This is a genomic window from Streptomyces sp. 150FB, assembly GCF_000818195.1.
In the GTDB taxonomy this organism is placed as follows: domain Bacteria; phylum Actinomycetota; class Actinomycetes; order Streptomycetales; family Streptomycetaceae; genus Streptomyces.
This window is the reverse complement of the sequence record NZ_JTHL01000001.1, coordinates 7,877,580-7,903,910: the sequence shown is the minus strand read 5'-3', so window position 1 is coordinate 7,903,910 and position 26,331 is coordinate 7,877,580. Positions and strand designations below refer to the sequence as shown.

The window sequence follows — 26,331 nt, the reverse complement described above, 5'->3', positions numbered from 1 at the left end:
GCAGGGGACGGGTCGGCCTCCGTGACTGACCGGAGCCTCCCTGTCACCCCGTCCGTCACCCGGAGAACCGTTCCCTCAGCTCGATCTTCCGCACCTTGCCGCTCACCGTCATCGGGAACGCGTCCATGATCTCCACCCGGCGCGGGATCTTGAAGTGCGCGAGCTGCTCCCGGCAGTACGACGTGATGTCCTCCAGCGTCGGCGGCCGGGCCGGGTCGCGGGGGATCACGCAGGCCAGGATCTCTTCGCCGTACCGCTCGTCGGCGATGCCGACCACCTGGACGTCCGCGATCTTCGGGTGGGTGTAGAGGAACTCCTCGACCTCCCTGGGATAGACGTTCTCACCGCCCCTGATGATCATGTCCTTGATCCGACCCACGATCTGCACGTATCCGTCCTCGCGGATCACCGCGAGGTCGCCCGTGTGCATCCAGCGGCCCGCGTCGATGACTTCGGCCGTGCGCTCGGGGTCGTTCCAGTAGCCGAGCATCACGCTGTACCCGCGCGTGCACAGCTCCCCCGCCTCACCTCGTGGCACTGTCACACCGCTGACCGGGTCGACCACCTTGACCTCGATGTGCGGCAGTGCGCGGCCCGCTGTGCCGGTGCGGCGTTCCAGGTCGTCGTCGCGGCGGGTCTGGGTGGAGACCGGGGAGGTCTCCGTCATGCCGTAACAGATCGACACCTCGGCCATGTTCATCTCGGCGACGACCCGCTTCATCACCTCGACCGGGCAGGGTGAGCCCGCCATGATGCCGGTGCGGAGCGACGAGAGGTCGTACGCGGCGAAGCCGGGCAGGTTCAGTTCCGCGATGAACATCGTCGGGACCCCGTACAGCGAGGTGCAGCGCTCCTGTTGGACGGCGCGCAGCGTGGTGTCCGCGTCGAACGAACCGGCCGGGATCACGATGCACGCGCCGTGCGAGGTGGCCGCGAGGTTGCCCATGACCATGCCGAAGCAGTGGTAGAAGGGGACGGGAACGCAGATCCGGTCCTGTTCCGTGTAGCCGACCGTCTCGCCCACGAAGTACCCGTTGTTGAGGATGTTGTGGTGGGAGAGAGTGGCCCCCTTCGGGAAGCCGGTGGTTCCGGAGGTGTACTGAAGGTTGATCGCGTCGTCGCAGGACAGCTCGGCCTCGCGCGCCCGCAACTGATCGGACGTCACTTCCGTTGCGGCGCTGAGCAGTTCGTGCCAGCTCTCGTCACCGATGTAGTGCGCGGCGCGCAGTTCGGGGCATCCGCCCCGTACCTGCTCGACCATGGCCCGGTAGTCGCTGGTCCGGTGGGTCGGGGTGGCGATCAGTAGTGAGACCCCGGACTGCCGGAGCACGTACTCCAACTCGTGCGCCCGGTAAGCCGGGTTGATGTTCACCATGATCGCGCCGATGCGCGCGGTGGCGTACTGCGTGAGCATCCACTCGGGGCAGTTGACCGCCCAGATCCCGACCCGGTCGCCCTTCGCCACCCCGCGCGCCATCAGGGCCCGCGCCAGTTCGCCGACGTCGTCGCCGAACTCCCCGTACGTCCAGCGCCGTCCGGACGATACGTCGACCAGCGCTTCCCGTTCCGGGAAGGCCGCGATCGCGCGGTCCAGGTTGCCGCCGATGGTGTCGCCGAGCAGTGCGGTGGTTCCGGTGCCGTGTGTGTATGAGTCGCCCCCCGTGGGCAGGGCGGTGTCCGGTGTCATCGCAGGTCCCCCTCGTCGTACTCGGCCGTCGAGCCCGCCGCCGTACGCTCGCGCAGCTCGATCCGGCGGATCTTGCCCGACACGGTCTTCGGCAGCTCGGCGAATTCGATGCGGCGCACGCGCTTGTACGGGGCGAGGACCGCGCGCGAGTGGGCGAAGATCACCTTGGCGGTGTCCGGTCCCGGCTCCCAGCCCTCGGCGAGGACGACGTACGCCTTCGGTACGGAGAGCCGCAGCGCGTCGGGCGCCGGTACGACGGCGGCCTCGGCCACCGCCTCGTGCTCCAGCAGTGCGCTCTCCAGCTCGAAGGGCGAGATCTTGTAGTCGCTGGACTTGAACACGTCGTCGCTGCGGCCGATGTACGTGATGTAGCCCTCGGCGTCCCGCGCGCCGATGTCGCCCGTCCGGTAGTACCCGCCGGCCATCGACTCGGCCGTACGCTCCGGGTCGCCGTGGTAGCCCGTCATCAGGCCGACGGGGTTGTTGGAGAGGTCGAGGGAGATCACGCCCTCGTCCACGCCGGGCTGCCCGGTGACCGGGTCGAGCAGCTCGACCTTGAAGCCGGGGGTCGGCCGGCCCATGGAACCCGTCTTGAGCAACTGGCCCGGCGAGTTGGCGACCTGGACCGCCGTCTCCGTCTGCCCGAAGCCGTCCCTGATCGTCACACCCCACGCGCGGCGCACCGTCTCGATCACCTCGGGGTTGAGCGGCTCACCGGCGGCGACGACCTCGCGCGGCACGGTGCGCAGTTGGGACAGGTCGGCCTGGATCAGCATCCGCCAGACCGTGGGCGGGGCGCAGAAACTGGTGACTCCGGCACGGTCCATCTCCGCCATCAGCCTGACCGGGTCGAAGCGGGTGTAGTTGTGGATGAAGACCGTCGCCTCGGCGTTCCACGGGCCGAAGAGGTTCGACCAGGCGTGCTTGGCCCAGCCGGGTGAGGCGATGTTGAGATGGACGTCGCCCGGCTTCAGGCCGATCCAGTACATCGTCGCGAGATGCCCGATCGGGTACGAGACGTGGGTGTGCTCGACGAGCTTCGGGGTGGCGGTCGTCCCCGAGGTGAAGTACAGCATCAGCGGGTCGTCCGCGCGGGTGACCCCGTCCGGTTCGAAGGCCTCTGACTCGTCGTACGCGGCGGCGTACGGGAGCCAACTGCCCACGCCATCCGCGTGGTTCGGGTGGTTCGGGTGGTTCGCTTCGCCGACCACGATCCTGGTGTAGTCCCCCGCGATGTCGGCGAACTTCCCGGTGTCGTCGGCGCGGACGATCACATGCGCCGCCCGCCCGCGCTCGATGCGGTCGCGCAGGTCGAGGGGGCCGAGCAGCGGCGTGGCGGGGATGACGACGGCGCGCAGCTTCATCGCGGCGAGGGCGGTCTCCCACAGTTCGACCTGGTTGCCGAGCATGACCACGATGCGGTCGCCGGCGCGTACGCCTTGCGCGCGCAGCCAGTTGGCCGCCTGATTGGAGCGCGCGGACATCCGCTCGAAGGTGAGGCGGGTGTGGCGCCCGTCCTCCTCGGCGATGTGCAGGGCGAGGCGGTCGTTGCCCAGCGCCACCTGGTCGAACCAGTCGAGCGCCCAGTTGAAGTGCTCGGGGCGGGGCCAGGCGAAGCCCTCGTACGCGGTGGCGTAGTCCTCCCGATGTTCCAGGAGGAAGTCCCTGGCCGCCCTGAACTGCTCGGTCGGACTGGATGACGTCATGTGTCCTCCTCGTTGCGGGACCGTTCCCCGCCATCGTGTAATCAGTGACGAGGGTCTCACCACCCCCGGACGGGGGTGGTGTCCGCGCGAGCGGGTGAAAGACAGGAGGCGCGGGGCATGACGGGCATGACCGAGGCGGTGGAGGCGGTCAAGGCTGTCGAGGCGGTGCGGGCGGTCGAGGCGGTGCGGGCGGTCGAGGCGGTGCGGATGCGGGCCGCGCTGGCGCGGCTGCGCAGGACGACCGGGCTGCCCGTCGCCTTCGGCGGGCTGACGCACGCGGCGGACGGCGAGAGCGGCGAGGCGGGAGGCGCGCCGGTACGCATCGCGGATCTGGACGGAACGGTGACCGGCGCGCTGCGCGGCCTCGCGATCTCCTCGGGGAACGGACTCGGCGGGAAGTCCATGGCGCTCGCGCGCCCCTGCGCGGTGACCGACTACCGCGTGGCGCGCCAGATCAGCCACGAGTACGACGCCGCCGTGTCCGCCGAGGGCCTGCGCTCGGTGCTCGCGGTGCCGGTGGTCGTCCGGCGCAAGGTGCGCGGTGTGCTGTACGGCGCCCTGCGCACCGCGCTCCCGATCGGTGACCGCGCTTTCGAGGCGGCGGTCGCCGCGGCCAGGGATGTGGAGCAGTCCCTGCTCGTACGGGAGGAGGTGCGGCGGCTGCTGTCGGTGGCGCGCGAACCGGTGGCCGGTCGCGCGGCGTGGGAGGAGGTACGGGCGGCGCACAGCGAGCTGCGCGCGCTGGCGCCCCGGATCGAGGACTCACCGCTGCGGGACGAACTCCTCGCCGTCTGCGCCAGGTTGGCGGGCGCGACAGCGGTGGGACACGCCGAGGCCCCGACGGGCGCCGCCGCCCGTGAGATGCCGATCGGTCTGGCGCCGCGCGAGTTGGACGTCCTGTCCTGCGTCGCCTCGGGCTCCACGAACGCCGCCGCGGCCGAACTGCTGGGGCTGCGCCCCGAGACCGTGAAGGGGTATCTGCGCGCCGCGATGCGAAAGCTCGGCGCACACACTCGACTTGAGGCCGTGGTCGCGGCCCGCCGGGCCGGACTGCTCCCTTAGGCGGCGTCCCGCGTCTGTTTCAATGGCGGCCTCAGTGCCGTCCTTTGGAGTGTCCCGTCATGGTGTCGTCCGACCGTCTGCTCGCCTTCGCGGCGATCTCGCTGCTCGTCATCGCGATCCCGGGGCCGAGTGTGCTCTTCGTCATCGGGCGTGCCCTCGCGCATGGACGCCGGACGGCGCTGCGGTCGGTGCTCGGCAATTGCGTCGGTTCGTACGTGCTGGTGGTGGCGGTTGCCCTCGGGATCGGCGCGCTGATCGAGGAGTCGGTGACCGTCTTCACGGCGGTGAAGCTCGCCGGAGCGGCCTATCTGATCTACCTCGGTGTGCAGGCCTTCCGGCACCGCGGGTCGATGCGGGCCGCCGTCGCCGCGGCGCCGGACGGCGAGGCGCGCGGACATCTCCGTACCGTCTCCGACGGTGTCCTGGTGGGCGTCACCAACCCCAAGAGCATGGTGTTCTTCGCCGCAGTGCTGCCCCAGTTCGTGGACCACGCGGCCGGGCACGCCACCGCGCAGATGCTGGTGCTCGGGCTGATTCCGGTGGGCGTCGCCATGGTCACGGACACCCTGTGGGGGCTGGGCGCCTCGGCCGCCCGCGCCTGGTTCGGCCGCTCGGAGCGGCGGCTCTCTATGGTGGGCGGCGCGGGCGGCGTCGCGATGATCGGGCTCGGTGTGACGGTCGCGACCACGGGGAGTGTGGACTGAGCCATCCCCCGGGGGCCGCACGCGGCGCCTCAGGGGCGGCGGAACAGAGCCGTCCAGAGGAACGCCTCGCCGAAGTAGGGGGACTCGGGTGGCTCGTCGTTCATCCGGCGCAGCTCGACCTCCGTGAGGTGCCCGAAGATCCGGCGCAGGGACTCCGGTGTATAGGCAAGTCCGCCGTGCAGGCCGGGCTGTTGGCGGTAGAAGGCCTCGTCGGGAAGCTCGGATCCCATCTCGCCGGACGCGAAGCAGGCGAGCGAGAAGTGGCCCCCGGGCGCGAGTGCGCGGTCGAGGAGCGCGAGGTAGCTGACGCGGCGGTGCGGCGGCAGGTGGTGGAAGCACCCCGAGTCGTGGATCAGGTCGTACGGGCCGATCAGCTCGGGTTCGGTGAGCGCGTCGCCGGTCAGCCCCGCGCCGGGCTGGGTCAGGGCGAAGGCGTCACCGCAGTGGAACCGGACGGTTTCCCCGGTCTCGTCGGCCCGCTCCTCGGCCCAGGCGACAGCCGTCGGTGAGAGGTCGACGGCGTCCACCTCGAAGCCCAGCGAGGCGAGGTGAAGGGCGTTACGGCCGGGACCGCAGCCCAGATCGAGCGCCCGGCCCGGAGTGATCAGGCCCCGGTCGAGGTACGACACCAGGTTCTCGTCCGGCTTCTCGACGAAGAACGGCACCCCCCTCGTACGGTCCGCGTAGAAGCCGTCCCACCAGGTGGCACCCTCCTCGGTCCAGCGGTCAGCCTCCGGCGCGAACAGGCTGTCCATGAGCTTCAGCACGTCGTCGACCGTGCGTATGTTCCGGTCCATCCGGCCCCCTTCCAGGATGGGAAAAGGCTAGGGCCGAACACCGCGAAAGCCCAGCTCAGACCGTATGCGGCGGGGGCGCGAGCGAGGTTCGGCGGGCCCCGTGGGAGGGGTCGGGGCGCTGCCCTCGCGACCGTATGCGTACGGCCGTTCCTGCCCCCGCCGGAGGCCCTCACCGGCGCGTTCCCGGGCGCGCTCACGCGGGTTTTTCCGCGCGTTCACCGCGTCCTCCGGGGACTGCGCGCCAGGAGCGCGTCAATATCCGGGCCCGCCCGGTCAATGCTCCGTCATGGCCCCCACCGCCCGCCTTTCCGCGGGCTTAGCTTCCAGGTGTCGGACAGTGATCGGCCCTCTCCCGAGCGGTCGACACTCCTCTGGGAGGACACCATGGAGCACCTTTTGCCCGAGGCCGAGGACGAGGCCTCGGACCCCGACCCGGCGTCGTATCCGGCCCCCGGCCACCGCGAAGCACGGCCCGCCGGTCCGGCCCTCGCCTGCGCGCGGCGCGCGCTGAGTCTGGAGGAGGCGATGCTCGTATGACCACCCAACCCCGGCTGCTCATGAGCGAGTTGAGCACAGCCATGGTCTGGCCCGCCTCTGCCGTCGTCGCACCCGGCGGAGACATCGCCGTGGCGGGCGTCGGTCTCGCCGAGCTGGCCGAGCACTACGGCACGCCCACCTATGTGATCGACGAGGACGAGGTACGCGCCCGCGCCCAGGCGTGGCGGCGTGCCCTGCCCGACGCCGATGTCGTCTACGCGGCCAAGGCGTTCCTGTGCCGGGCCATGGTCGACTGGGTGGAGCAGGAGGGCCTCGGGCTCGACGTGTGTTCCGCCGGCGAACTGGAGCTGGCCGCCACGCGCGGCTTCCCGCCCGAGCGGATCGTGCTGCACGGCAACGCGAAGTCGCCCCAGGATCTGCGTACCGCGCTACGGCTCGGTGTCGGCCGGATCGTCATCGACTCGGACTGCGAGATCGCCCGGCTCGCCGCACAGGTGCCGGGGCCCGACGCACAGCGGGTGATGGTCCGCGTCCTGCCCGGGATCCAGGCCGGCGCGCATCACAAGATCCGGACGGGCGCCGAGGGCCAGAAGTTCGGCCTGTCGATCGCCGACGGCGACGCCGAGGAGGCGATCGCCCGTATCCTCGGTCAGCATCGGCTCGAACTGGTCGGCCTGCACTGCCACTTGGGCTCGCAGATCACCGAGGCCGAACCGTACGCCGAGGGGGTGCGGCGCGTCGTGGCGTTCATGGCGCTGATCAGGGACCGGTACGGGGTGACGCTGCCCGAGCTGGACATGGGCGGCGGCTTCGCCGTCGCGTACCTGCCCGGCGATCCGGCGCCCGCACCGTCGGAGTACGGCCGGCTGATCACCGAGACGCTGGCCGACGCCTGCGCCGAGCACGGCCTGCCGGTCCCCCGACTGACCGTCGAGCCAGGGCGCTCCGTCGTGGCTCCGGCCGGGATCGCGCTCTACCGGGTGCTCTCCGTCAAGCGCACCACGGGCCGCGTCTTCGTCGCCGTCGACGGCGGCATGAGCGACAACCCGCGGCCCGCGCTGTACGGGGCGCGCTACACCGTCCGCCGGGTCGGCCGCGCGTCGGACGCGCCGATGCGGTCGGCGACGGTCGTCGGCCGGCACTGCGAGGCGGGCGACGTACTCGCCGACGTGGTGGAACTGCCCGACGACATACGGCCCGGGGATGTACTGGCGGTGCCGGCGTCCGGCGCGTACCAGGTCTCGATGGCGTCCGGCTACAACATGACGGGACGGCCGCCGGTCGTGGCGGTGTCGGGCGGCAGATCGCGGCTGCTGGTGCGCAGGGAGAACTTCGAGGACCTGCGGCACCGGGACGTCGGCCTCTGACACCGGCTCCCGGCACTCCCCTGCCGGTCGTCAGTGGGTGAAGTCGGCGAACCTGAGGTCGTGCGCGGTGGCGGGGTGGAGGGTGGTGAGCAGCCGCTCCCCCTCCTCCTCCACCGCGCGGCGCCGCTCGCGGCTCAGCCCGCCGAAGAGTTGCACGGTCAGCGTCACACCGTCCCGGCTCTCGGCGGGCCGCAACGCGAGCCGCCACACACCGGCGACCATGCCGTCCACGAGGAGCGCGCGGTAGCTGAGATTGCCGCGCGAGAGGCGTCCCTTGTACGCGGCGGGGATGATCCTCGTACGGTCGGCGTGCGAGAGCAGCAGGTTGTCGAACTCCGGCAGGAAGCGCGGCGGTGCCGGGGTGTCCTCCGCCGGTCGGGCCGCCTCGGGGAGATCGAAGAGTTCGACGCCGTTCTCGTCCTGGAAGGTCAGGAGACCGGGTCGCAGCCGCTCGAAGACCTCCCGCAGTCTGGTCAGGCCCGACCAGGTCCCCGCGTCCCTGACCGAGGCGGGACCGAAGGCCGCGAGATAGCGCAGGATGGCCGCGTCCGGCTCGTGCGCGGGTTCCGCCCGGCGGCCGAACCACTGCTCGGTGGTGGTCAGTGTGACCTGTCCGCTCCGGCCCCACAGCCCGCGCGGGGTGGTCTGGACGAGGGGCAGCAGGCAGCGTACGGCGACGGTGAGCGCGAGAGGACCGGCGTCCGGCCATCGGCCCAGCAGCAGCTCCCGCAGCTCCTTCACCGGCCGGGGCCGCTCCTCGACGAGCTCACGGCCGTACGCGGCGATCCGCTCAGGCTCGATCCCGGCCAGATCCTTGCGGAACTGCCTCAGCTCACGGTCGCACACCGCCTGGAACAACGGGCGCAGCGCGAGGCAGTCGTCGGCGGTGTGCAGGTGGATGGTGGAGCGCATGGTGACCATGCGGGCGGCCTCGCGGGAGGCCAGCAGCGCGGACAGATCCTCGGGGTCGAAGTCTTCGAGCCTGGCGGCGAGTTGGACGTAGGGCGGTTTGACGTTCTGGGCCTGGAGCCCGACCAGCCGGGTGAGCGCGTCCTTCGGGGACATCGCGGAGCGGCGCAGCAGCGACTGGCGGTCCAGGGTGGCGCGGCCCAGTGCGCGGGTGGTGAGTACGGGGTACGTCGTCTTCGCTGCCATGTCCGCACCGTAGCGAGCATCGCGGCCACCTTCTGTCCGCAATGCCGGTCGTCCTACGGGAGGCCGGTCATCCCGTAGGACGACCGGGCGGTTGGTCATCCCGCGGGGATCACCACCGACGTCATCACCAGGCCGTCCCGGACCGTCCAGCGGCCGTCGAACTCCTTGACCGTGCCGTGCCCCGGCAGCTCGAAGCCGGGCACCAGGAGGCGCGCGGTGAAGCCCCGGCCCGGCACGTCAATGGTCAGCTCCGCCTCGGTGAAGTCCAGCCAGCGCTTGGTCACCGGGTACCACGCCTTGTAGACCGACTCCTTGGCGCTGAACAGCAGCCGGTCCCAGTGGATCTCCGGGTGGTCGGCCGCCAGCCGTTCCAGCAGGGCGAGTTCACCGTTGACGGTGACCACCTCCCGTACGCCGTCCGGGAGTTCACCGTGGGGTTCGGCGTCTATGCCGAGGGTGGCGATCTCGCTCCGCCGGGCGACAGCGGCTGCCCGGAAACCGTCGCAGTGGGTCATGCTGCCGACCGTCCCTTCCGGCCAGCGGGGCGCCCCCCGCTCGTCGCGCAGCAGCGGCGCGGGCGGCAGGCCGAGGCGGGCGAGCGCGCGCCGGGCGCAGTGCCGGGCGGTGGTGAACTCCAGGCGGCGCTTGAGGACGGCGCGCTCGATCAGCGCCTCCTCCTCGGGGAAGAGATCGGGGACCGTCACGTCGTCGGTCCTGGCCACGGACATGACCTGCGGCGGCAGGATCTCGTCGATCACCGTGTGGTCTCCGTATACGGAAGGATCTGGCGCAGCGCCGGATCGGGGTGACGGGGGTTGCTCCATTCGCGGGGGTAGCCGACGGAGACCTCCTCGAACCGCACGCCGTCCTGCCAGGTCGTGCGCGGGATGTGGAGGTGGCCGTAGACCATCGCGGCCGCCCTGTACTTCAGGTGCCAGTCGGCTGTCAGCTCGGTGCCGCACCACAGGGCGAACTCCGGGTACCTGAGGATGTCCGTGGGATGGCGGGCCATCGGCCAGTGGTTGATCAGTACGGTGGGCAGCTCCGGGTCCCTGGCCGCGAGCCGCTCCTCGGTCAGCCGCACGCGCTCCCTGCACCACGCGTCGAGGGTCGGGTACGGGTCCGGGTGCAGCAGCACCTCGTCGCTGGCGACGATCCCTGCGTCGTACGCGACCTTCAGCGCCTCCGCCTTCGTCCGCGTGCCCGAGGGGCGGAAGGTGTAGTCGTAGAGCAGGAAGAGCGGCGCGACCGTCACGGGGCCGCCGGCGCCTTTCCAGACGGGGTAGGGGTCCTCGGGCGTGGATATCCCCAAGTCCCGGCAGATCGCTACGAGATGCTGGTAGCGGGCGTCGCCGCGCAGCACGACCGGGTCCTCCCGGTGGGTCCACAGCTCGTGATTGCCGGGCACCCAGAGGACTTTGGCGAACCGCTCCGAGAGCGCGCGCAGCGCCCACTCGATGTCGGCGACCTTCTCGGCGGTGTCCCCGGCGACGATCAGCCAGTCCTCGTCGGTGGTCGGCCGGAGGGTGTCGAGGATCGCTTTGTTCTCGGCGAAGGCGACATGGAGGTCGCTGATCGCGAGGAGCTTGGGCACCGGGTCGCCCGGGCTGGCGGATTCGCTGGGCAAGGTCACGTTCGCGAGGCTATCCCGGCGCCCTCCGCCCAGGCCAGCCCATACCGAAACAGGGGCGGCGGCCTGGGAGTTACCCCAGAGCCGCCGCCGTGTGACGTGCGCCGCATCGGGCCGGACCGGGCCCGACCTGGCCTGCCTCCGCGTATCGGATCAGGACGGGTCAGGACGGGTCAGGACGGGTCAGGACGGGTCAGGACCGGACCGGACCGGGTCACATCCGTGGCGGGAGACCCGACGAGCGGCGGGAAGGCCGGGCCAGCGAGTAGCCGGCGATGGCGGCCAGTGCGGCGACCACTCCCCCGCCCGCTGTCCAGAGCCAGCGGTCCGACCACCAGCCGGAGGACCAGCCGTCCTCGGGCTCGCCGTTCGCCGCCGCTGTCTGCGGATCGGCGCTCGGGTCGGCGCTCGGGTCGTCCGAGCCTGCGTCGTCGCTCGCCTCGTCACTCGGGGCGTCACTGCTCGCTTCGGAGCCGCCCGCGACCGTACTGGCGTCCTTGAAGCCGGGCGTCAGCGGCTTCGCGAGGTGGCCGCCGACCGCCTGGGAGCCGCCGATGTCCTTGATCGCGACGCCGACCTCGGCGCGCACCGGCAGACCGAGGTCCACCGCCTGCGCGTCGACGACCGTGAGGCGTATGTAGTAACTGCCGGGCAGCGGGTCCGTCGACCAGGTGTCCGCCCAGGCCCGTACGGGTCGCAGTGTGCAGTTCACCTCGACCGTGGTCGCGTCCGAGGCCATCGCCCTGGTCTGCGCTCCGTACACGCACGGCTGGCGGCGGCGCAGCCCGTCGTACACGTCCACCTGCCAGGTGGAAGCGGCCGACCTGGCCGCGGCGGAGGTCGGGAAGCTGACCTTCGCCGTCACGGTGGGGCGCTGCCCGGCATCGGCGGGGAACACCCAGTACAGGTAGTCGCCCGTGGACGCGTCGGCCGTGGCCTGCTGGCCCGGTTGGAAAGCCTTGGCGTTGAGGAAGTTGGTACCTGCCTCGGTGGGGCCCGCACCCTCCGAGGCGCTGGGGGACGGGCTCGCGCTGTCCGTACTGTCCGTGCCGTCGGCGCTCGCGCTGCCCGCTCCGCCGAGGAGCAGAGCGGCGGCGAGCAGGGAGCCGGCGGTGACACCGCGCGTCAACATTCCGGTGGTACCCATCAGTTGGTCCTCCAGACGGCTACGCGCCAGCGTGAGATCCAGCCCCAGATCAGTCCGGCGAGCAGACCGGTGAGGGCCATCAGACCGAGCAGCCACCAGCCACGGCCGAGGCCGAACGCGGCGATGTCGGACGGCTGGTCGGGCGAGTCCACCAGGTCGACCGTCAGCTCGACGGGCAGGCCCGGGGTGGTCTTCACGGAGTCGGGCGCGGAGAACGCGTTGCTGACCTGGAGGCAGACCGCCTCCGGCGTGGGCTCGACGCTGTCGTCGGCGTTGTCGTCCGGTGGCTTCGGGTAGCGCAGGCCCGTCGAGATCACATCGGTGCGTCCGTCGCCCGACTCGGAGCCACGGACGATCTCTCTGCCGTGCGTGGTCACCGCGCGCAGCAGCACGCCGTAGTCCTTGTCCACCGCACGGTCGTCGGCGACGCTCACCGAGGCGCGCAGTTCCTGTCCGGGCAGGACGTTCACGCGGTACCAGCGGTGCTCGGAGAACTTCTCGCGGTCGCTGTAGAGCCCGGGCTTGAGTTCGGGTGCCTGGGCGCAGCTCGCCGCTCCCTGCGTCACCACGGGGGTGGCGACCGGGTCGGCCGCCCTGTCCACCAACTGTGTGACGCGGCCCGACAGTTCGTTCGTGTGCCGGACGGAGGTGTAGGTGCCGCCGGTTGCCTCGGCGATACAACTGAGCTGCTTGCGGGTCTTGTCGTCGGGGACCAGGCCCAGGGTGTCGATGACGAGGTGGATGCCCTTGGCGGCGATGTCGCGCGCCACTTCGCAGGGATCGAGCGGTGCGCAGGTGTCCTCGCCGTCCGTGATGAGCACGATACGGCGGGTGGCGTTGCCGCCTTCGAGGTCGTCGGCCGCGCCGAGGAGGGCGGGTCCGATCGGGGTCCAGCCGGTGGGCGCGAGGGTGGCGACCGCGGTCTTGGCCTCCGTACGGTCCAACGGCCCTACGGGGTAAAGCTGCTTGGTGTCCTTGCAGCCGACCTTGGTGTCCTTCCCCGGGTAGTTGGCGCCGAGGGTGCGGATGCCGAGCTGCACTTCCTCGGGAGTGGCGTCGAGTACCTCGTTGAAGGCCTGTTTCGCCGCTGCCATCCGGGACTGGCCGTCGATGTCGCGGGCCTGCATCGAGCCGCTGACGTCGAGGACCAGATCGACCTTCGGGGCGGGCCGGTTCACGGGTTCGTCGGCGGCTGAGGCGGATGCGGGCAGCAGCCCTACGGCCAGGGTGGCCAGCACACCGCACAGTGCGATCGCCGGCCGTTTACTTATGATCATCGCCGGATGATATTGAGGATCGAGCGGTAAACCAAACAGGAACTGACGGCTCGTCATATCCCGGTCGCATTCGCCCTTGTCTTTGCCCTTTTCTTTGCCCTTGTCTTTGCCCTTGCCTTCGCCCTTGTCGGGCACCCGGATTTCCCGCTGCCGAAAGACTCGCGTTCCCCGCCGTCAAAGCAGTCGGGCGGGTCCCCTTGTCGTCGCGGGCCGTTTCGGGTCACTGTGTGTGCGCCACATCAATCACCAGCACCCCAACTCCCCCCACATCAGATATCCGAGGTGCCCGGTATGACCCGCAGGAAAGAACAGACATCGCAAGGACAGTGGAGTGGCCTCAGCCGGCGCCACTTCATGGGAGCGCTCGCCGCGACCACGGTGGTGGCGGCGGCCCCGGCGTCGGCCGCCGCCGAGTCCGTCACCCGTACACCCGCGCCCGACGGCGCGGAAATCCCGCCCTCGGGCCGGGCGGCGGCTTCCCGGCCGCTGTACCTCGGCACGTACACCTCACAGGCCGGTGGCGGTACGGGCGTTGGCGTCGCGTCCTACGATCCGGCGACGGGTGCGATCTCGGGCGGCTCCACACTCACCGGGGTGGCCGACCCCTCGTATCTGGCGGTCCACCCGGACGGTTCGACGCTCTACACGGTCGACGAGAAGCAGGACGGCGGTGTCACCGCGATCGCCCTGACCGGTGACGGCGCGCCCACGGTCATCGGCACCCGCTCCACGGGCGGGGCCGGACCGACCCATCTGTCCGTACACCCGGGCGGCAACTGGCTGTTGAGCGCCAACTACACGTCGGGCAGCGTGGCCGTGCACCCCATCGACGCCTCGGGCGCGCTGGGTGAACGTACGGATCTGGTCGCACACTCCACGCCGCCGCCCGGACCCGGCCAGGACGGGCCGCACGCCCACCAGATCATCACGAGTCCGGACGGCGGGCATGTCCTCGCGGTCGATCTGGGCACCGACACGGTGTACACGTACCGTCTCGACGAATCGGCCGGCACGCTCACCCGGGTCTCGATCGCGGCGCTGCGGCCGGGCGCGGGACCGCGTCATCTCACCTTCCACCCGGCGGGTGCTTTCGCCTATCTGGCCAACGAGTTGGACAACACCGTGGTCGTCTGCGCCTATGACGCGGAGAGCGGCCGACTCACGCCCGGCGAGCCGCAGTCCAGCGGCTCCGGCACGGCGGGCAGCAACTTCCCCGCCGAGATCCTGGTGACGGCCGACGGGAGCTTCGCGTATCTGGCGAACCGTGGCGGCAACACCCTGGCCAGGTACGCCGTCGAAGCGGACGGCGCCGAACTGCGGCTGCTCGGCACCACGCCGGTCGGCGGCGACTATCCGCGGCAGATCGCGTTCTCACCCACCGGTGACCTGCTGTTCGCCGCGAACCAGAAGTCGAGTTCGGTGACGGTCTTCAGGGTGGACGGCACGAGCGGTGAACTCGCCGCCGTGGGCGAGCCGTTCGCCTCTCCGGTGGCCGTCTGCGCGCTGCCGCTGTAGCCGGGCGGCCGATCCGTCACGTATCCACTCCTCCGCTGCTCCCCTGCCGGACCGTGAACGCGGCGGTGCGCCGCGGGCCTTGTGGGCCCGCGGCGCACCTGAGGTACGAGGGTGGGCGCGGTCAGCGCCCCCGGCCCCAGTGCTTGGAGTCGACGACGTGCTTGTGGGCGTCGCGCAGGGTTGCGGTGTCGGTGTTGTCCCAGATGTAGAGGCGGCTGCCCTGGTAGACATCGCGTGCGGTGTTGCGGCCGGTGCCGGTGTGCACACGCACCGACTGGTTGCCGGCGAGGCGCAGGTTCTTGAAGTGGTACGTGTGGCGGCCGTCCTTGGCGAGGGTCCAACCCTTGAGCTCGACGGCCCTCTTGCCGGTGTTCTTGACCGTGACCCACTCCGCGTTCAGGCTCCGGTTGGAGCGGTCGTCACGTCCGGGGCTGTCGTACTGCACGGCGCCGAGCACGACGGCCGAACGGGGCGGGCGCGGCGCCGATTCGTGGCCGGCGGCCGTGGCGGGGAGAACGGCGGTGGCCACCAGCGCGGCCGAGCCGAAGACCGCGGCGGTGATGCGGGGTACGGAGCTGAACATAGGAATCCTCCTGCGTTCTCGGCACCCTCCCTGGGTGCCGATGGTGCCTGTGCCCGGACGATCGCCGGGCGCTTCCACACTGTGGCTCCAGACCGTGGGATGCCGTCGAAAATCCGCCTTCAGGTTACAAAACAGGGACATTTACGCACCCTTTTCACCCCTGGCGCACGCTCCCCGGCGCCCGCAGCCGCCCGCGCGACGGCTGATGCACGTACCCAGGCGCCGCAAGGGCTGTTGGGGATCCGGCACGAGGCGCCGGGGCGTTTTATCTGTTCGCGAGGAGCGGCGCCGTGACGTCCAGCCAGGTCGCGGCCCAGACCAATGGCGCGTTCCAGTTGACGAGAACGGGCCCCGCCCCCGAGCCCGCTCCCGGGTCGGCCCCGGGGGCCCCGCCTGTCAACGCGAACGCCAGGACGACGGGGATGAGAACGGCGGGCGGGCGGAGGCGGGACATGGGCGGCTCCTCGGGCGGGGCCGGCGAATGGTCACGAATGCGGATGAATCGACCATGCGCAACGTAACCGAGCCGGGCCGCACATATCTCGCGACATCCCCGCACTTGACGGGAGCACCCGTCCGGGACAAAGCTTTTGGGAGCGCTCCCGTATCGTGAGGAAGCAGCGACCGCGCCGTTCCGTGCTGTGCCCGTGGGGGGTCGCGGCACGGAACGGCAGCGCGCGTGCCGCCCGGGGCGGACCTTCCGCGTAACGCGTGGGAAGCCGCGTGGGAAGCCGCGTGGGAAGCTACGTCCAGCCGTGCTCTGTCAGGCCACTGCTGTCGTCTCTCAGGTAGCCGAGGAGACCTTCCTTCGGGTACTCGATGATGTCCTCGGGCAGTTCGTGGACACTGAACCACTCCAGGCCGAGACACTTCGCCGGTTCCCGGTTGACGGGTTCGTTGGTCCACTGGGTGGCCTCGAAGAAGAACCCGATGCGTTCCACGGTGTCGCTCTGCTGATGGTGCACGACGTACACCATGCGCAGGTGGTCCGGATCGACGGCGACCCCGGTTTCCTCCATCAACTCCCGCGCGGCCCCGGCGCTCAGGGACTCGCCCCGGTCGAGCTTGCCCGACGGCATGTGCCAGCGACCGTAGCCGTAGGGGCCGCCGCGCTGGGAGAAGAGCATCTTGTCACCGTCGCGGAGGATGACATGGGTGTCGATGACGGGTTGTGCGAGTTCCGGATTCATGTTCCCTGGGGGGTTGTTGGGTCGGGCGAGACCACCGACGGTACCGACCCGTCCGTGCCGCTACCCGGGCGCCGCGAAGGCCACTTCGGACGCCGGCAGTACCCGGATCATGCGGCCGGGGAAGGTGAGGTGGCGGAAGATCTCGTTGTGGTGTGCGATGGATGCGTCAGGCGGGGCGTAGTCGCCGTTGTCCGGCCTGACGGATGTGGTGTGCGCGTCGGTGACCACCACCAGGTCGTACCGGTGGCTCAACGCGCTGCGTGCCGTGGTGTCCACGCAGATCTCCGTCGCGAACCCGGTGACGATCACCTCGGTGACGCTCAGCGTCTTCAGGGTCTTGTCGAGATCGGTGTCGAGGAAGCTGTCCGGGCTGGTCTTGTGGACGACCGACTCGCCATCGGCGGGCGCGAGTTCGGGTACGACTCGCCAGGCCTCGGTGCCCGCCTCCATCCCGTTGCCCTGGTCCTGGATCGTCACGACGGGTACGCCGGCGGCCTTGGCGCTTTCGCGTAGTCCGGCGATCGCCGCGACGGTCTCGGCGGCGCGGTGGGCCATCGCGACCGTCGCGTTCTGCATGTCGATGACGAGGAGCGCGGAGAGGTGTGGCAAGGAGCCGCCGAGGGGCTGGACACTGTCGAGTACGGTACGGGTCACGCGTGTGATCCCGGCGCGGGCCTACGGGTTCCCGGTGTCGAGCCGAGGCGCCCACCGGACGGCCACGACAAGGTGACACCGCCGCCCTCAGGCAGTGCGTGCCAGCTCGCCGCGAAGTCGTCCATGCGCGCCAGTATCCGCCCCACCAGCGGCGAGCCGAGGATGTCCGGCTCCACCGAGGAGAACCACAGGGGGAGTTCGGAAATCTGGCCCGCTCGCACCTCCCACAGCGGCAGACACATGGAGGCCAGACGCTCGGAGCGCGCCATGTCGGCATGCTCGGCTCTGCTCGGCGACCTCCTCGCCTCACGACGCGCCTGACGCCGCCTCGCCTCGGGGTCGGCGGGCCAGAACATGTTGTTCCAGCCGGCGGCGACCCGCCCGAAGACACCGCCTGACAGCGGTGCCTCGGCCTCGGCAAGGAAGTGCACGGCGTCGTGCGGTACGGAGGCGTGATAGCCGGGCCCCTGTCGTGGGGCCAACTCCGGTCCGTGTTCCCGGACGACCGAGATCTGATAGCGGCGCCCCGCGAGCTTCGTGAACGTCACATCCATGCGTGCCACGGTATGCCGGGGCTCTTGGCCACGGCATGGGGTTTTCGCGGGACACGGCCAGCCGGGAAGCGCGGGGGCGCGCCTTCAGGCCACGGAGTCGATCCGGTCCAGCCGTGGCGCCCGCGAGGTGTCGTGGTGGATGGGGGTGTGCGCGCCCTTGAGCGGGACTCCGGTGCCGCCCCTGCGGGTCGCGACGATCTCCGCCGCGATCGACAGCGCGGTCTCCTCCGGCGTCCGGGCGCCGAGGTCGAGGCCGATCGGGGAGTGCAGGCGGGCCAGTTCGAGTTCGGTGACGCCGATGTCGCGCAGCCGCGCGTTGCGGTCCTCGTGGGTACGGCGCGAGCCCATCGCCCCGACGAACGCGACCGGCAGCCTGAGGGCCAACTCCAGTAGCGGCACGTCGAATTTGGCGTCGTGGGTGAGTACGCACAGCACGGTCCTGCCGTCCGTGCGGGTCGACTCCAGGTAGCGGTGCGGCCAGTCGACCACGATCTCGTCGGCGTCGGGGAAGCGCTCCGGGGTCGCGAAGACGGAGCGCGCGTCGCACACCGTGACGTGGTAGCCGAGGAATTTGCCGGTGCTGACCAGCGCGGCGGCGAAGTCGACGGCGCCGAAGACCACCATGCGCGGCGGTGGGACGCTCGACTCCACGAACAGCGTCAGCGGCTGTCCACAGCGCGAACCGCCCTCCCCGATGACCACCGTGCCGGTACGGCCGGCGTCCAGCAGGGCGCGGGCCTCGCCCGCCGCCGTACGGTCCAGCTCCGGGTGCCCGCCGAAGCCGCCCTCGTACGTGTCGTCCTGACTGGCCGTCAGGATACGGCCGCGCAGCTCCCACGGTCCCTCTGTGATCCGCGCGACGGCGACCGCCTCCCCCCGCGCCGCGGCGGCGAGCGCCGCCGCGTACACCTGCCGGACGGGCGAGTCGGCACGGATCGGGGTGATCAGGATGTCGATGACACCGCCGCAGGTCAGTCCGGTGGCAAAGGCGTCCTCGTCGCTGTATCCGAAGCGCTCCAGCGCCACCTGCCCGTCTTCCAGCGCCTGTTGGCACAGTTCGTACACGGCCCCCTCCACACAGCCGCCCGAGACCGAGCCGATCACCGCTCCCTCGCCGTCGACGGCGAGGGCTGCTCCGGGCAGGCGGGGCGCACTGCCGCCGACCGCCACGACGGTGGCGACCGCGATGTCACGTCCCTGCTCGACCCACCGGTTCAGTTCTTCGGCGATATCCAGCATCTCGGTCTCCTCAATGGGTCACGGGGGCTGTATGGAGGGGGCACGGGGTGTGCGGGGGGGCTGTCGGGTCAGGAGACGCCCAGCCAGGCCTCTATCGGATGGAGGGCGTAGTAGACGAGGAAGATCACCGTCAGCCCCCACATGAAGGGGCCGACCTCCCGCACCTTGCCCTGGGCGGTCCTGATGGCGACGTACGAGATGACACCGGCGGCCACACCGGGCGTGATGGCGTAGGTGAACGGCATCAGCACCACCGTCAGGAAGACCGGGACCGCGACCGCGCGGTCGCTCCAGTCCACATGCCTGGCGTTCTGCATCATCATCGCGCCGATGACCACGAGAGCCGCGGCCGCGACCTCACCCGGCACGATCTGGGTGATGGGGGTGAAGAAGAGGCAGGCGGCGAAGAGCAGGCCGGTGATGACGGAGGCGAAGCCCGTACGCGCGCCCTCGCCGACGCCTGTCGCCGACTCGACGAAAACACTCTGGCCGGAGCCGCCGGCGACACCGCCGATCACACCGCCCGCGCCGTCGATGAACAGCGCCTTGGAGAGTCCGGGCATCCGGCCCTTGGAGTCGGCGAGTTGGGCCTCCGTACCGACACCGATGATGGTGGCCATCGCGTCGAAGAACCCGGCGAGTACGAGCGTGAAGACGATCATGCCGACCGTCATCGCGCCGACCTGGCCCCAGCCGCCGAACTCGACCTTCCCGAAGAGCGAGAAGTCCGGCATGGAGACGGCGCCGCCGCTCAGCTCCGGCGGGCCGCTCCCCCACGCCTTGGGGCTGATGTGGCCCACCGCGTTGAGCACCACGGCGATGACCGTGCCGATGACGATGCCGATCAGGATCGCACCGGGCACCTTGCGGGCCTGGAGCATGAAGATGAGCAGCAGGGTGACGCAGAAGATCAGGACGGGCCAGCCGGCGAGTTCACCCGCGGGGCCGAGTGTGACGGGTCCGCCGCCCGTGGAGGCGTGCACGAAACCGGCCTTCACCAGCCCGATCAGGGCCACGAACATGCCGATGCCCATGGTGATCGCGTGCTTCAGCGCGAGCGGGATCGCGTTCATGATCATCTCACGGAGGCCGGTGACGACCAGCAGGCAGATCACGGCTCCGTACATCACACACATGCCCATGGCCTGCGGCCAGCTCATCACGGGGACGACCTGGCCGGCGACCACACCGGACACGGAGAGCCCGGCGGCGAGCGCCAGCGGGACCTTGCCGACGAAGCCCATCAGCAGGGTGGTGAGGGCGGCGGCGAACGCGGTCGCCGTGATCAGCGCCTTCTGGCTGAGCACATCGCCGCCGATGTCCTTGCCGGACAGGATCAGCGGGTTGAGCAGCAGGATGTACGCCATGGCCATGAAGGTCGTGACGCCGCCGCGCAGTTCGCGCGGGATGGTGGATCCTCGGTGCGATATGTGAAAGTACCGGTCGAGCCAGGACCTCCCGGCCGGAGGACGCGAGCCTGTGCCGGCGTCCTCGGCGGTTGTCCTGGGCTCCACTGACGACTGGGTCATGATGCCTACTCCCAAGGTTCAAAGGGGCACCCGCGCCACGAGCGTGACTGCGCGGGTTTTGGGATGGTGCGTGGGCTGCACGACCCGGGGGACGGCCCGAGGCGAACTGGTCTTGCGGGTGTTGCAGGTCTTGCAGGTCTTGCAGGTGTTACAGGTCTTACTGGTGCTGTAGTTGTCGTCGTGGCAGTCCTGTGATGCGCTCCTCCTGTGGTGGCGAGTGGGGCCGGAGCGGCCCGAACTGTCAGGTGCCGGTGAGGTGTTCGGGCCGTACGGGTGTCCTGTTCAGCTCCAGACCCGTCGCGTTCCTGATGGCGGCGAGCACCGCCGGGGTGGACGACAGGGTCGGGGCCTCACCGACGCCGCGCAGACCGTACGGCGCGTTGTCGTCGGCGAGTTCGAGCAGGTCGACGGGGATCGTCGGGGTGTCGAGGATGGTGGGGATCAGATAGTCGGTGAAGGACGGGTTGCGCACCCGCGCCGTCTTGGCGTCGACGATGATCTCCTCCATCACGGCCATGCCCAGGCCCTGGGTGGTGCCTCCCTGGATCTGGCCGATGACGGACAGCGGGTTGAGCGCCTTGCCGACGTCCTGGGCGACGGCCAGCTCGATGACCTTGACGAGGCCCAGTTCCGTGTCGACCTCGACCACGGCGCGGTGCGCGGCGAACGAGTACTGGACATGGCCGTTGCCCTGTCCCGTACGCAGGTCGAAGGCCTCGGTCGGACGGTGCCGCCACTCCAACTCCAGGTCCACCGACTCGCCTTCCAGCACGTCGGCGAGCGAAGCGAGGACCTCGCCGCCGTCGGTGACGACCTTGCCGCCTTCGAGCAGCAGCTCGGCGGTGGCCCAAGCGGGGTGGTACGTACCGAACTTGCGGCGGCCCATCTCCAACACCTGCTCCCTGACGTGCTCGCAGGTGTTCTTCACCGCGCCGCCGGTGACATACGTCTGCCGGGAGGCGGACGTGGAGCCCGCCGAGCCGACACGGGTGTCCGCCGGCTGGATGGTGACCTGCGCGACGCCCAGTTCCGTACGGGCGATCTGCGCGTGGACGGTGACACCGCCCTGGCCCACCTCGGCCATCGCGGTGTGTACGGTCGCGACCGCCTCGCCGCCCATCACCTCCATCCGTACCCGGGCCGTCGAGTAGTCGTCGAAGCCCTCGGAGAAGCCGACGTTCTTCAGGCCGACCGCGTAGCCCACGCCCCGTACGACACCCTCGCCGTGCGTGGTGTTGGACAGCCCGCCGGGCAGTGACCGTACGTCGGCGGCCTCGCCGGCGGTGAGCCACTGCTGTTCCGGCGGCAGCGGCCTGGCCTTGACGCGGCGCAGCAGTTCGGCGACGGGCGCCGGGGAGTCGACCCGCTGTCCCGTCGGCAGCAGCGATCCCTGCTCCATGGCGTTGAGCTGCCTGAACTCCACCGGGTCCAGGCCCAGTCGGGCCGCGAGCTTGTCCATCTGGGCTTCGTAGGCGAAGCACGCCTGGACGGCGCCGAAGCCGCGCATCGCCCCGCACGGCGGGTTGTTGGTGTAGAGCGCGATGGCCTCGATGTCGACGTCCTCGATCACGTACGGGCCGACGGACAGCGACGAGGCGTTTCCGACGACGGCCGGGGAGGCCGAGGCGTAGGCACCGCCGTCCAGCACGATGCGGCACTTCATGTGCGTGAGCTTGCCGTCGCGCGTCGCGCCGTGCTCGTAGTGGAGTGTGGCCGGGTGGCGGTGGACATGGCCGAAGAAGGACTCGAAGCGGTTGTAGACCATCTTGACCGGTTTGCCGGTGCGCAGCGCCAGCAGACAGGCGTGGATCTGCATCGACAGATCCTCCCTGCCGCCGAAGGCGCCGCCGACGCCGGAGAGTGTCATCCGGACCTTCTTCTCGGGCAGTCCGAGAACGGGGGCGATCTGACGGAGGTCGGAGTGCAGCCACTGTGTGGCGATGTAGAGGTCGACACCGCCGTCCTCGCCGGGGACGGCGAGGCCCGACTCCGGCCCCAGGAAGGCCTGGTCCTGCATGCCGAAGACGTAATCACCCGTCACGATCACATCGGCCCGCTTCGCCGCCTCGTCGGCGTCGCCGCGCACGATGGGCTGGCGGTGCACGATGTTGGGGTGCGGGACATGGCCGCTGGAGGGGGTCCCCCCTGAACCGGAGCTTGTCGGAGGTTCTTGGGGGAGGTCGTCCCGGCCCTCGTGGACGAGCGGCGCTCCGGGCGCCGTCGCCGACGCCTCGCCCGTGACGACGGGCAGATCGGCGTAGTCGATACGGATCTTGGCGGCGGCCCGGCGCGCGGTCTCCGGGTGGTCGGCGGCGACGAGCGCCACCGGCTCGCCGTGGTGGCGGACCTTGCCGTGGGCGAGGACGGGGGTGTCCTGGATCTCCAGGCCGTAGTGCTTCACCTCGGTCGGCAGGTCGTCGTAGGTGAGTACGGCGTACACACCGGGCGTGGCGAGTGCCTCGGCGGTGTCGATGGACCTGATCTCGGCGTGCGCCACCGTGGAGCGCAGCGTGTGGCCCCACAGCATGTCCTCGTGCCACATGTCGGAGGAGTACGCGAATTCGCCGGTGACCTTGAGTATGCCGTCGGGGCGCAGAGTCGACTCGCCGACGCCGCCTCTGGTCCTGGTGCCCTGGGTGAGATTGCCGGGGGTGCCTGTGGTGGCCATGGGTCAGACCGCCTCTTCCGTACGGTCCTGACGGGCTGCCGCCAGGCGTACCGCGTCGAGGATCTTCTCGTACCCGGTGCAGCGGCAGAGGTTGCCGGACAGCGCCTCGCGGATGTCCGCGTCGGTCGGGGAGGGGTTGTGCTCCAGCATCTCGTCGGCGGTGACCAGCAGTCCGGGGGTGCAGAAACCGCACTGCACGGCGCCCGCGTCGATGAAGGCCTGCTGGACCGGGGAGAGGTCGGCGCCTTCGCCGGGGCGGGAGTCGGTCGTGCGGGGGTCGGTCGTGCGGGGGTCGGTCGTGCGGGGGTCGCCTGTCAGGGGGGTGCCTGTCCCGGAGTCGGGGCCCTTCGCCTGCCACTGCTGGGCCTGCTGGATGCTGATGCCCGCGCCGGGGGCGGGGGCAGTGGCGGTGGACTGTGCCGTGTTCCGGGCGGCGTCGTCGCGCCGCCTCGCGAAGTCGGCGAGCCCCTCGACCGTGACGATGTCGCGGCCTTCGGCCTGGCCGGCGGCGACGAGGCACGAGCAGACCGGGACGCCGTCGAGCCGTACCGTACAGCTCCCGCATTCGCCCTGCTCACACGCGTTCTTCGAGCCGGGGAGGCCCATGCGCTCGCGCAGTACGTACAGCAGGCTCTCGCCCTCCCAGACGTCGTCGGCCTCGTGCCTGCGTCCGTTCACCGTGAAGTTCACACGCATGGCTATGCAGCTCCTTCGAGGGGGCGGCCGCTCTCGCGGTACTGCTCCCAGGTCCAGCCGAGCTGGCGGCGGGCCATGATGCCGACCGCGTGACGGCGGTACTTGGCGGTTCCGCGCACATCGTCGATAGGGTTGCAGGCCCCGGAGACGAGCTGCGCGAACTGAGTGACGATCGACGGCGTGATGATCTTGCCGCTGTCCCAGAAGCCGCCGTCGTCGAGCGCGGCGTTCAGGAACGACTCGGCGTCCAGCGCCCGTACGGGTGTGGGCGCGGCGGACCCGATGCCGGTCCGTACCGTGCGGGTGCCCGGGTGGAGTGCGAGCCCGAAGGCGCACACGGCGATGACCATCGCGTTGCGCGTGCCGACCTTCGAATACTGCTGGGGCCCCTCCGCCTTCTTGACGTGCACCCACTTGATGAGTTCGTCGGCGGCGAGCGCGTTGCGCTTCACACCGGTGTAGAAATCGTCGATCGGGATGCGGCGCGAGCCGCGTACGGACTCGACCTCGACCTCGGCCCCGGCGGCGAGGAGCGCCGGATGGGCGTCGCCCGCCGGGGAGGCGGTGCCGAGGTTGCCGCCGACGCCGCCGCGATTGCGGATCTGAGGCGAGGCGACGGTGTGCGAGGCGAGCGCGAGACCCGGCAGTTCGGCGCGGAGGTGCTCCATGATGTGGGCGTACGGGACGGAGGCGCCCAACTGGACGCTCTCCTCGCCGACGGCCCAGTCACGCAGCTCGTCGATGCGGTTCAGATCCAGCAGGTGAGCGGGGCGCCGGTGGTCGAAGTTGATCTCGACCATGACATCCGTGCCACCCGCGATCGGTACAGCCGTGGGGTGCTCGGCCTTGGCGGCGAGCGCCTCCTCCCAGCTTGCGGGGCGAAGGAAGTCCATGAGCGGCTCTCTTCCGCGTATGCGTTGTCGGTGCGAAGTTGTCGGTGCGAGGTTGTCGGTACGACGTATGTTCGGCCCGTGGGCCGGGGGTCGACTGGCTGTTCATGAGTTGTTAACGCTGCGTGGTCCCAGTACACAAGCTGTGCTCCGGCTGGGTGCAGTCACCGAAACCATGAAGGTGTTGGCTGGGCGCCTTCCGAGTCTTGTAGATTCGAACGAAAAGTGGCGCTCGGTAACCCTGCGCCCCTTCCGGACAGGTGAGCCGGGCGGTGCGGCGCCCCGGGTGCGGAGGACGTGCCCCCAGGGATTCCATGGGAATCCCGGAAACGATGAAAAGGATCGGTGGCGACGAGATGCGGCTGCGCGCACTGCTGGAGACCGATGCGCTGGGTCTGCGGCTGCTCGGCGGCGAGGACGAACTGGACCGGACGGTCCGGGGTGTGATGACCACCGATCTGCGGGATCCGAGCCGCTATCTCTCGGGCGGCGAGCTGGTCCTGTCCGGGCTCGCCTGGCGGCGGGAACCGGCCGACAGTGAGCCGTTCGTACGCATCCTCGCGGCCGCCGGGGTCGCGGGGCTGGCGGCGGGCGAGGCAGGGCGGCCGGACATTCCCGACGACGTGGTGCAGGCGTGCCTGCGCCATCGGCTGCCGCTCCTCGCTGTGAACGAGGATGTGGCGTTCGCGACCATCACCGAGTACGTGGTCCGCCAGGTGTCGGGCGAGCGGGCCGGGGACCTGGCCGCCGTCGTCGACCGGCACCGCAGGCTGATGACCCCGGGGCCCGCGGGCGGCGGGCCCGAGGTGGTCCTCGATCTGCTGGGCGCTGACCTCGATCTGCGGGCGTGGGTGCTCTCCCCGACCGGACGGCAGATCGCCGGCGCGGGACAGCCGCTGCCGGGCGCGCTGGCCGCGACGCTGGCCGGGGAGCATCTGGCCGCCGCGCGCACCGGGCGCAGGGGGCCCTACCGGGTGGCCGTCGACAGACGTACGTACTCGCTGTTCCCCGTGCGGGACCTCGCGCACCAGGACGGCGGCGGTGCGGGGGACGTACGGGAGGCCGCGCTGTCCGAGTGGCTGCTCGCCGTCGAGGCGGACGCGAGCGACTGGCCGGCGGCCAGGATCGATCTGCTCCAGGGCGTCACCCAGCTCATCGCGGTCGAACGCGACCGGCGGGACGCGGCACGCGCGGTACGGCGCCGGCTCGCCCAGGAGGTCCTGGAACTGGTCCAGGCGGGCGCGGCCCCGGCCGAGATCGCGGCGCGGCTGCGGGTGGCGGCCCCTGTGCTGCTGCCGGGGGTGGGGGCGGCGCCGCGCTGGCAGGTGGTGGTGGCGCGGGTGGAATGGGACGGCGGCGCGGCGGGCAGCCGAGGCGATGGCGTCGGTGTCGGTGTCGGTGGGACCAGTGCGGCCAGTGGGACTGGTGGGCTCAGTGCGGCCAGTGGGAAGGGCGGCGGGGGCGCGCTGGCCCAGTCGCTGCTGGAAGAGATTCTCGCGGGACCGGCACGGGTGGGCGGGGGTACGGCCGACGCACCCGGGGCCGTTGGGTCCGGTGGGTCAGGGGATGCCTCCGACCGAATCGCCGTTGCCCATACGGGCGATGAGGCAGTCGCGCTGGTGCCGTTGCCGCCGCCGGCGGCGGCCGAGGATGCCGACTCCCTCGCCGGCCAGGACCCCGAGGCCCGGCGGCCTGGTGACGGCGACAAGGACGGCGAACTGCACGCGGACGCGCTGCTGCGCGCCGTACAGGCTCCCCTGTCCGCCGGTCTGGCCGGCGACGG

24 protein-coding genes are annotated in these 26,331 nt (G+C 70.7%); 6 read left to right on the top strand and 18 right to left on the bottom strand.

Annotated elements, in window-relative coordinates; genetic code table 11:
- Window positions 1–55: 55 nt before the first annotated feature.
- Entirely contained in the window at window positions 56–1,687 is a 1,632-nt protein-coding gene (locus QR77_RS33920; protein ID WP_052489250.1) for an AMP-binding protein, read from the bottom strand.
- Complete coding sequence (locus QR77_RS33915; protein WP_040025860.1) at window positions 1,684–3,393, bottom strand: AMP-binding protein; 1,710 nt, start codon at window positions 3,391–3,393, stop codon at window positions 1,684–1,686. Before QR77_RS33915 ends, QR77_RS33920 begins: the two co-directional genes overlap by 4 nt.
- A gap of 207 nt (window positions 3,394–3,600) precedes the next feature.
- On the opposite strand from QR77_RS33915, the gene QR77_RS33910 reads away from it, so the two are divergent.
- Entirely contained in the window at window positions 3,601–4,455 is an 855-nt protein-coding gene (locus QR77_RS33910) for a helix-turn-helix transcriptional regulator (RefSeq protein WP_040029108.1), read from the top strand.
- 59 nt (window positions 4,456–4,514) lie between these two features.
- Window positions 4,515–5,159, top strand: coding sequence for a LysE family translocator (locus QR77_RS33905; protein WP_040025859.1), 645 nt, complete (start codon window positions 4,515–4,517; stop codon window positions 5,157–5,159).
- A 29-nt stretch (window positions 5,160–5,188) separates the two neighbouring features.
- Here the strand turns inward: QR77_RS33905 and QR77_RS33900 are convergent, their stop codons facing one another.
- Complete coding sequence (locus tag QR77_RS33900; protein ID WP_040025858.1) at window positions 5,189–5,956, bottom strand: class I SAM-dependent methyltransferase; 768 nt, start codon at window positions 5,954–5,956, stop codon at window positions 5,189–5,191.
- Window positions 5,957–6,340: 384 nt separating this feature from the next.
- On the opposite strand from QR77_RS33900, the gene QR77_RS47085 reads away from it, so the two are divergent.
- Together QR77_RS47085 and lysA are read left to right on the top strand one after the other, a co-directional pair.
- Window positions 6,341–6,493 carry a hypothetical protein gene (locus tag QR77_RS47085; RefSeq protein WP_160310983.1) on the top strand — a complete coding sequence of 51 codons (153 nt, stop codon included), beginning with the start codon at window positions 6,341–6,343 and terminating at the stop codon, window positions 6,491–6,493.
- Window positions 6,490–7,821 (top strand): diaminopimelate decarboxylase, encoded by a 1,332-nt coding sequence (gene lysA / locus QR77_RS33890; protein WP_040025856.1) that lies wholly within the window; start codon window positions 6,490–6,492, stop codon window positions 7,819–7,821. Before QR77_RS47085 ends, lysA begins: the two co-directional genes overlap by 4 nt.
- 30 nt (window positions 7,822–7,851) lie before the next feature.
- On the opposite strand, the gene QR77_RS33885 is transcribed toward lysA, so the two are convergent.
- The 5 genes from QR77_RS33885 to QR77_RS33865 all read right to left on the bottom strand — a co-directional run bounded on the left by QR77_RS33885 (window position 7,852) and on the right by QR77_RS33865 (window position 13,030).
- Window positions 7,852–8,976, bottom strand: a complete 1,125-nt coding sequence (locus tag QR77_RS33885; RefSeq protein ID WP_040025855.1) for a winged helix DNA-binding domain-containing protein — start codon at window positions 8,974–8,976, stop codon at window positions 7,852–7,854.
- 95 nt (window positions 8,977–9,071) lie between these two features.
- Window positions 9,072–9,734 (bottom strand): 4'-phosphopantetheinyl transferase superfamily protein, encoded by a 663-nt coding sequence (locus tag QR77_RS33880; protein WP_173476392.1) that lies wholly within the window; start codon window positions 9,732–9,734, stop codon window positions 9,072–9,074.
- On the bottom strand, window positions 9,731–10,609 hold the full coding sequence (locus tag QR77_RS33875) for a metallophosphoesterase (protein ID WP_201778840.1): 879 nt from the start codon (window positions 10,607–10,609) through the stop codon (window positions 9,731–9,733). The genes QR77_RS33880 and QR77_RS33875 overlap by 4 nt, the downstream gene beginning before the upstream one ends.
- A 211-nt stretch (window positions 10,610–10,820) precedes the next feature.
- Complete coding sequence (locus QR77_RS33870; RefSeq protein ID WP_040025854.1) at window positions 10,821–11,753, bottom strand: hypothetical protein; 933 nt, start codon at window positions 11,751–11,753, stop codon at window positions 10,821–10,823.
- Window positions 11,753–13,030, bottom strand: a complete 1,278-nt coding sequence (locus QR77_RS33865; protein WP_040025851.1) for a VWA domain-containing protein — start codon at window positions 13,028–13,030, stop codon at window positions 11,753–11,755. Before QR77_RS33865 ends, QR77_RS33870 begins: the two co-directional genes overlap by 1 nt.
- 291 nt (window positions 13,031–13,321) lie before the next feature.
- Here QR77_RS33865 and QR77_RS33860 point away from each other — a divergent pair, with 291 nt between their 5' ends.
- Window positions 13,322–14,545: a lactonase family protein gene (locus tag QR77_RS33860; protein WP_078877476.1), complete on the top strand. Its 1,224-nt coding sequence runs from the start codon at window positions 13,322–13,324 to the stop codon at window positions 14,543–14,545.
- 121 nt (window positions 14,546–14,666) lie between these two features.
- On the opposite strand, the gene QR77_RS33855 is transcribed toward QR77_RS33860, so the two are convergent.
- The 10 genes from QR77_RS33855 to QR77_RS33810 all read right to left on the bottom strand — a co-directional run bounded on the left by QR77_RS33855 (window position 14,667) and on the right by QR77_RS33810 (window position 24,551).
- Window positions 14,667–15,128, bottom strand: coding sequence for a lamin tail domain-containing protein (locus QR77_RS33855; protein WP_040025849.1), 462 nt, complete (start codon window positions 15,126–15,128; stop codon window positions 14,667–14,669).
- A gap of 265 nt (window positions 15,129–15,393) precedes the next feature.
- Window positions 15,394–15,582: a hypothetical protein gene (locus QR77_RS33850; RefSeq protein ID WP_040025848.1), complete on the bottom strand. Its 189-nt coding sequence runs from the start codon at window positions 15,580–15,582 to the stop codon at window positions 15,394–15,396.
- A 289-nt stretch (window positions 15,583–15,871) separates the two neighbouring features.
- The gene (locus tag QR77_RS33845) at window positions 15,872–16,318 is read right to left on the bottom strand and encodes an NUDIX domain-containing protein (protein ID WP_040025847.1); all 447 of its coding nucleotides are present in this window, start codon (window positions 16,316–16,318) and stop codon (window positions 15,872–15,874) included.
- Window positions 16,319–16,378: 60 nt separating this feature from the next.
- Window positions 16,379–16,927: an isochorismatase family protein gene (locus tag QR77_RS33840; RefSeq protein WP_040029105.1), complete on the bottom strand. Its 549-nt coding sequence runs from the start codon at window positions 16,925–16,927 to the stop codon at window positions 16,379–16,381.
- A gap of 41 nt (window positions 16,928–16,968) precedes the next feature.
- Window positions 16,969–17,526, bottom strand: coding sequence for a hypothetical protein (locus QR77_RS33835; RefSeq protein ID WP_040025846.1), 558 nt, complete (start codon window positions 17,524–17,526; stop codon window positions 16,969–16,971).
- 84 nt (window positions 17,527–17,610) lie between these two features.
- Window positions 17,611–18,765, bottom strand: a complete 1,155-nt coding sequence (locus QR77_RS33830) for an XdhC/CoxI family protein (protein WP_040025845.1) — start codon at window positions 18,763–18,765, stop codon at window positions 17,611–17,613.
- Window positions 18,766–18,833: 68 nt separating this feature from the next.
- A complete protein-coding gene (locus QR77_RS33825; RefSeq protein ID WP_040025844.1) occupies window positions 18,834–20,294 on the bottom strand; it encodes an NCS2 family permease in 1,461 nt (486 codons plus the stop codon).
- 241 nt (window positions 20,295–20,535) lie between these two features.
- Complete coding sequence (locus tag QR77_RS33820) at window positions 20,536–22,962, bottom strand: molybdopterin cofactor-binding domain-containing protein (protein WP_040025842.1); 2,427 nt, start codon at window positions 22,960–22,962, stop codon at window positions 20,536–20,538.
- A gap of 3 nt (window positions 22,963–22,965) precedes the next feature.
- A complete protein-coding gene (locus tag QR77_RS33815; protein WP_040025840.1) occupies window positions 22,966–23,658 on the bottom strand; it encodes a (2Fe-2S)-binding protein in 693 nt (230 codons plus the stop codon).
- A gap of 2 nt (window positions 23,659–23,660) precedes the next feature.
- Window positions 23,661–24,551: a xanthine dehydrogenase family protein subunit M gene (locus QR77_RS33810; RefSeq protein ID WP_040025839.1), complete on the bottom strand. Its 891-nt coding sequence runs from the start codon at window positions 24,549–24,551 to the stop codon at window positions 23,661–23,663.
- A gap of 353 nt (window positions 24,552–24,904) precedes the next feature.
- Here QR77_RS33810 and QR77_RS33805 point away from each other — a divergent pair.
- Window positions 24,905–26,331: PucR family transcriptional regulator ligand-binding domain-containing protein (locus QR77_RS33805; protein WP_040029104.1), on the top strand; the 1,427-nt coding region annotated here is incomplete at its 3' end.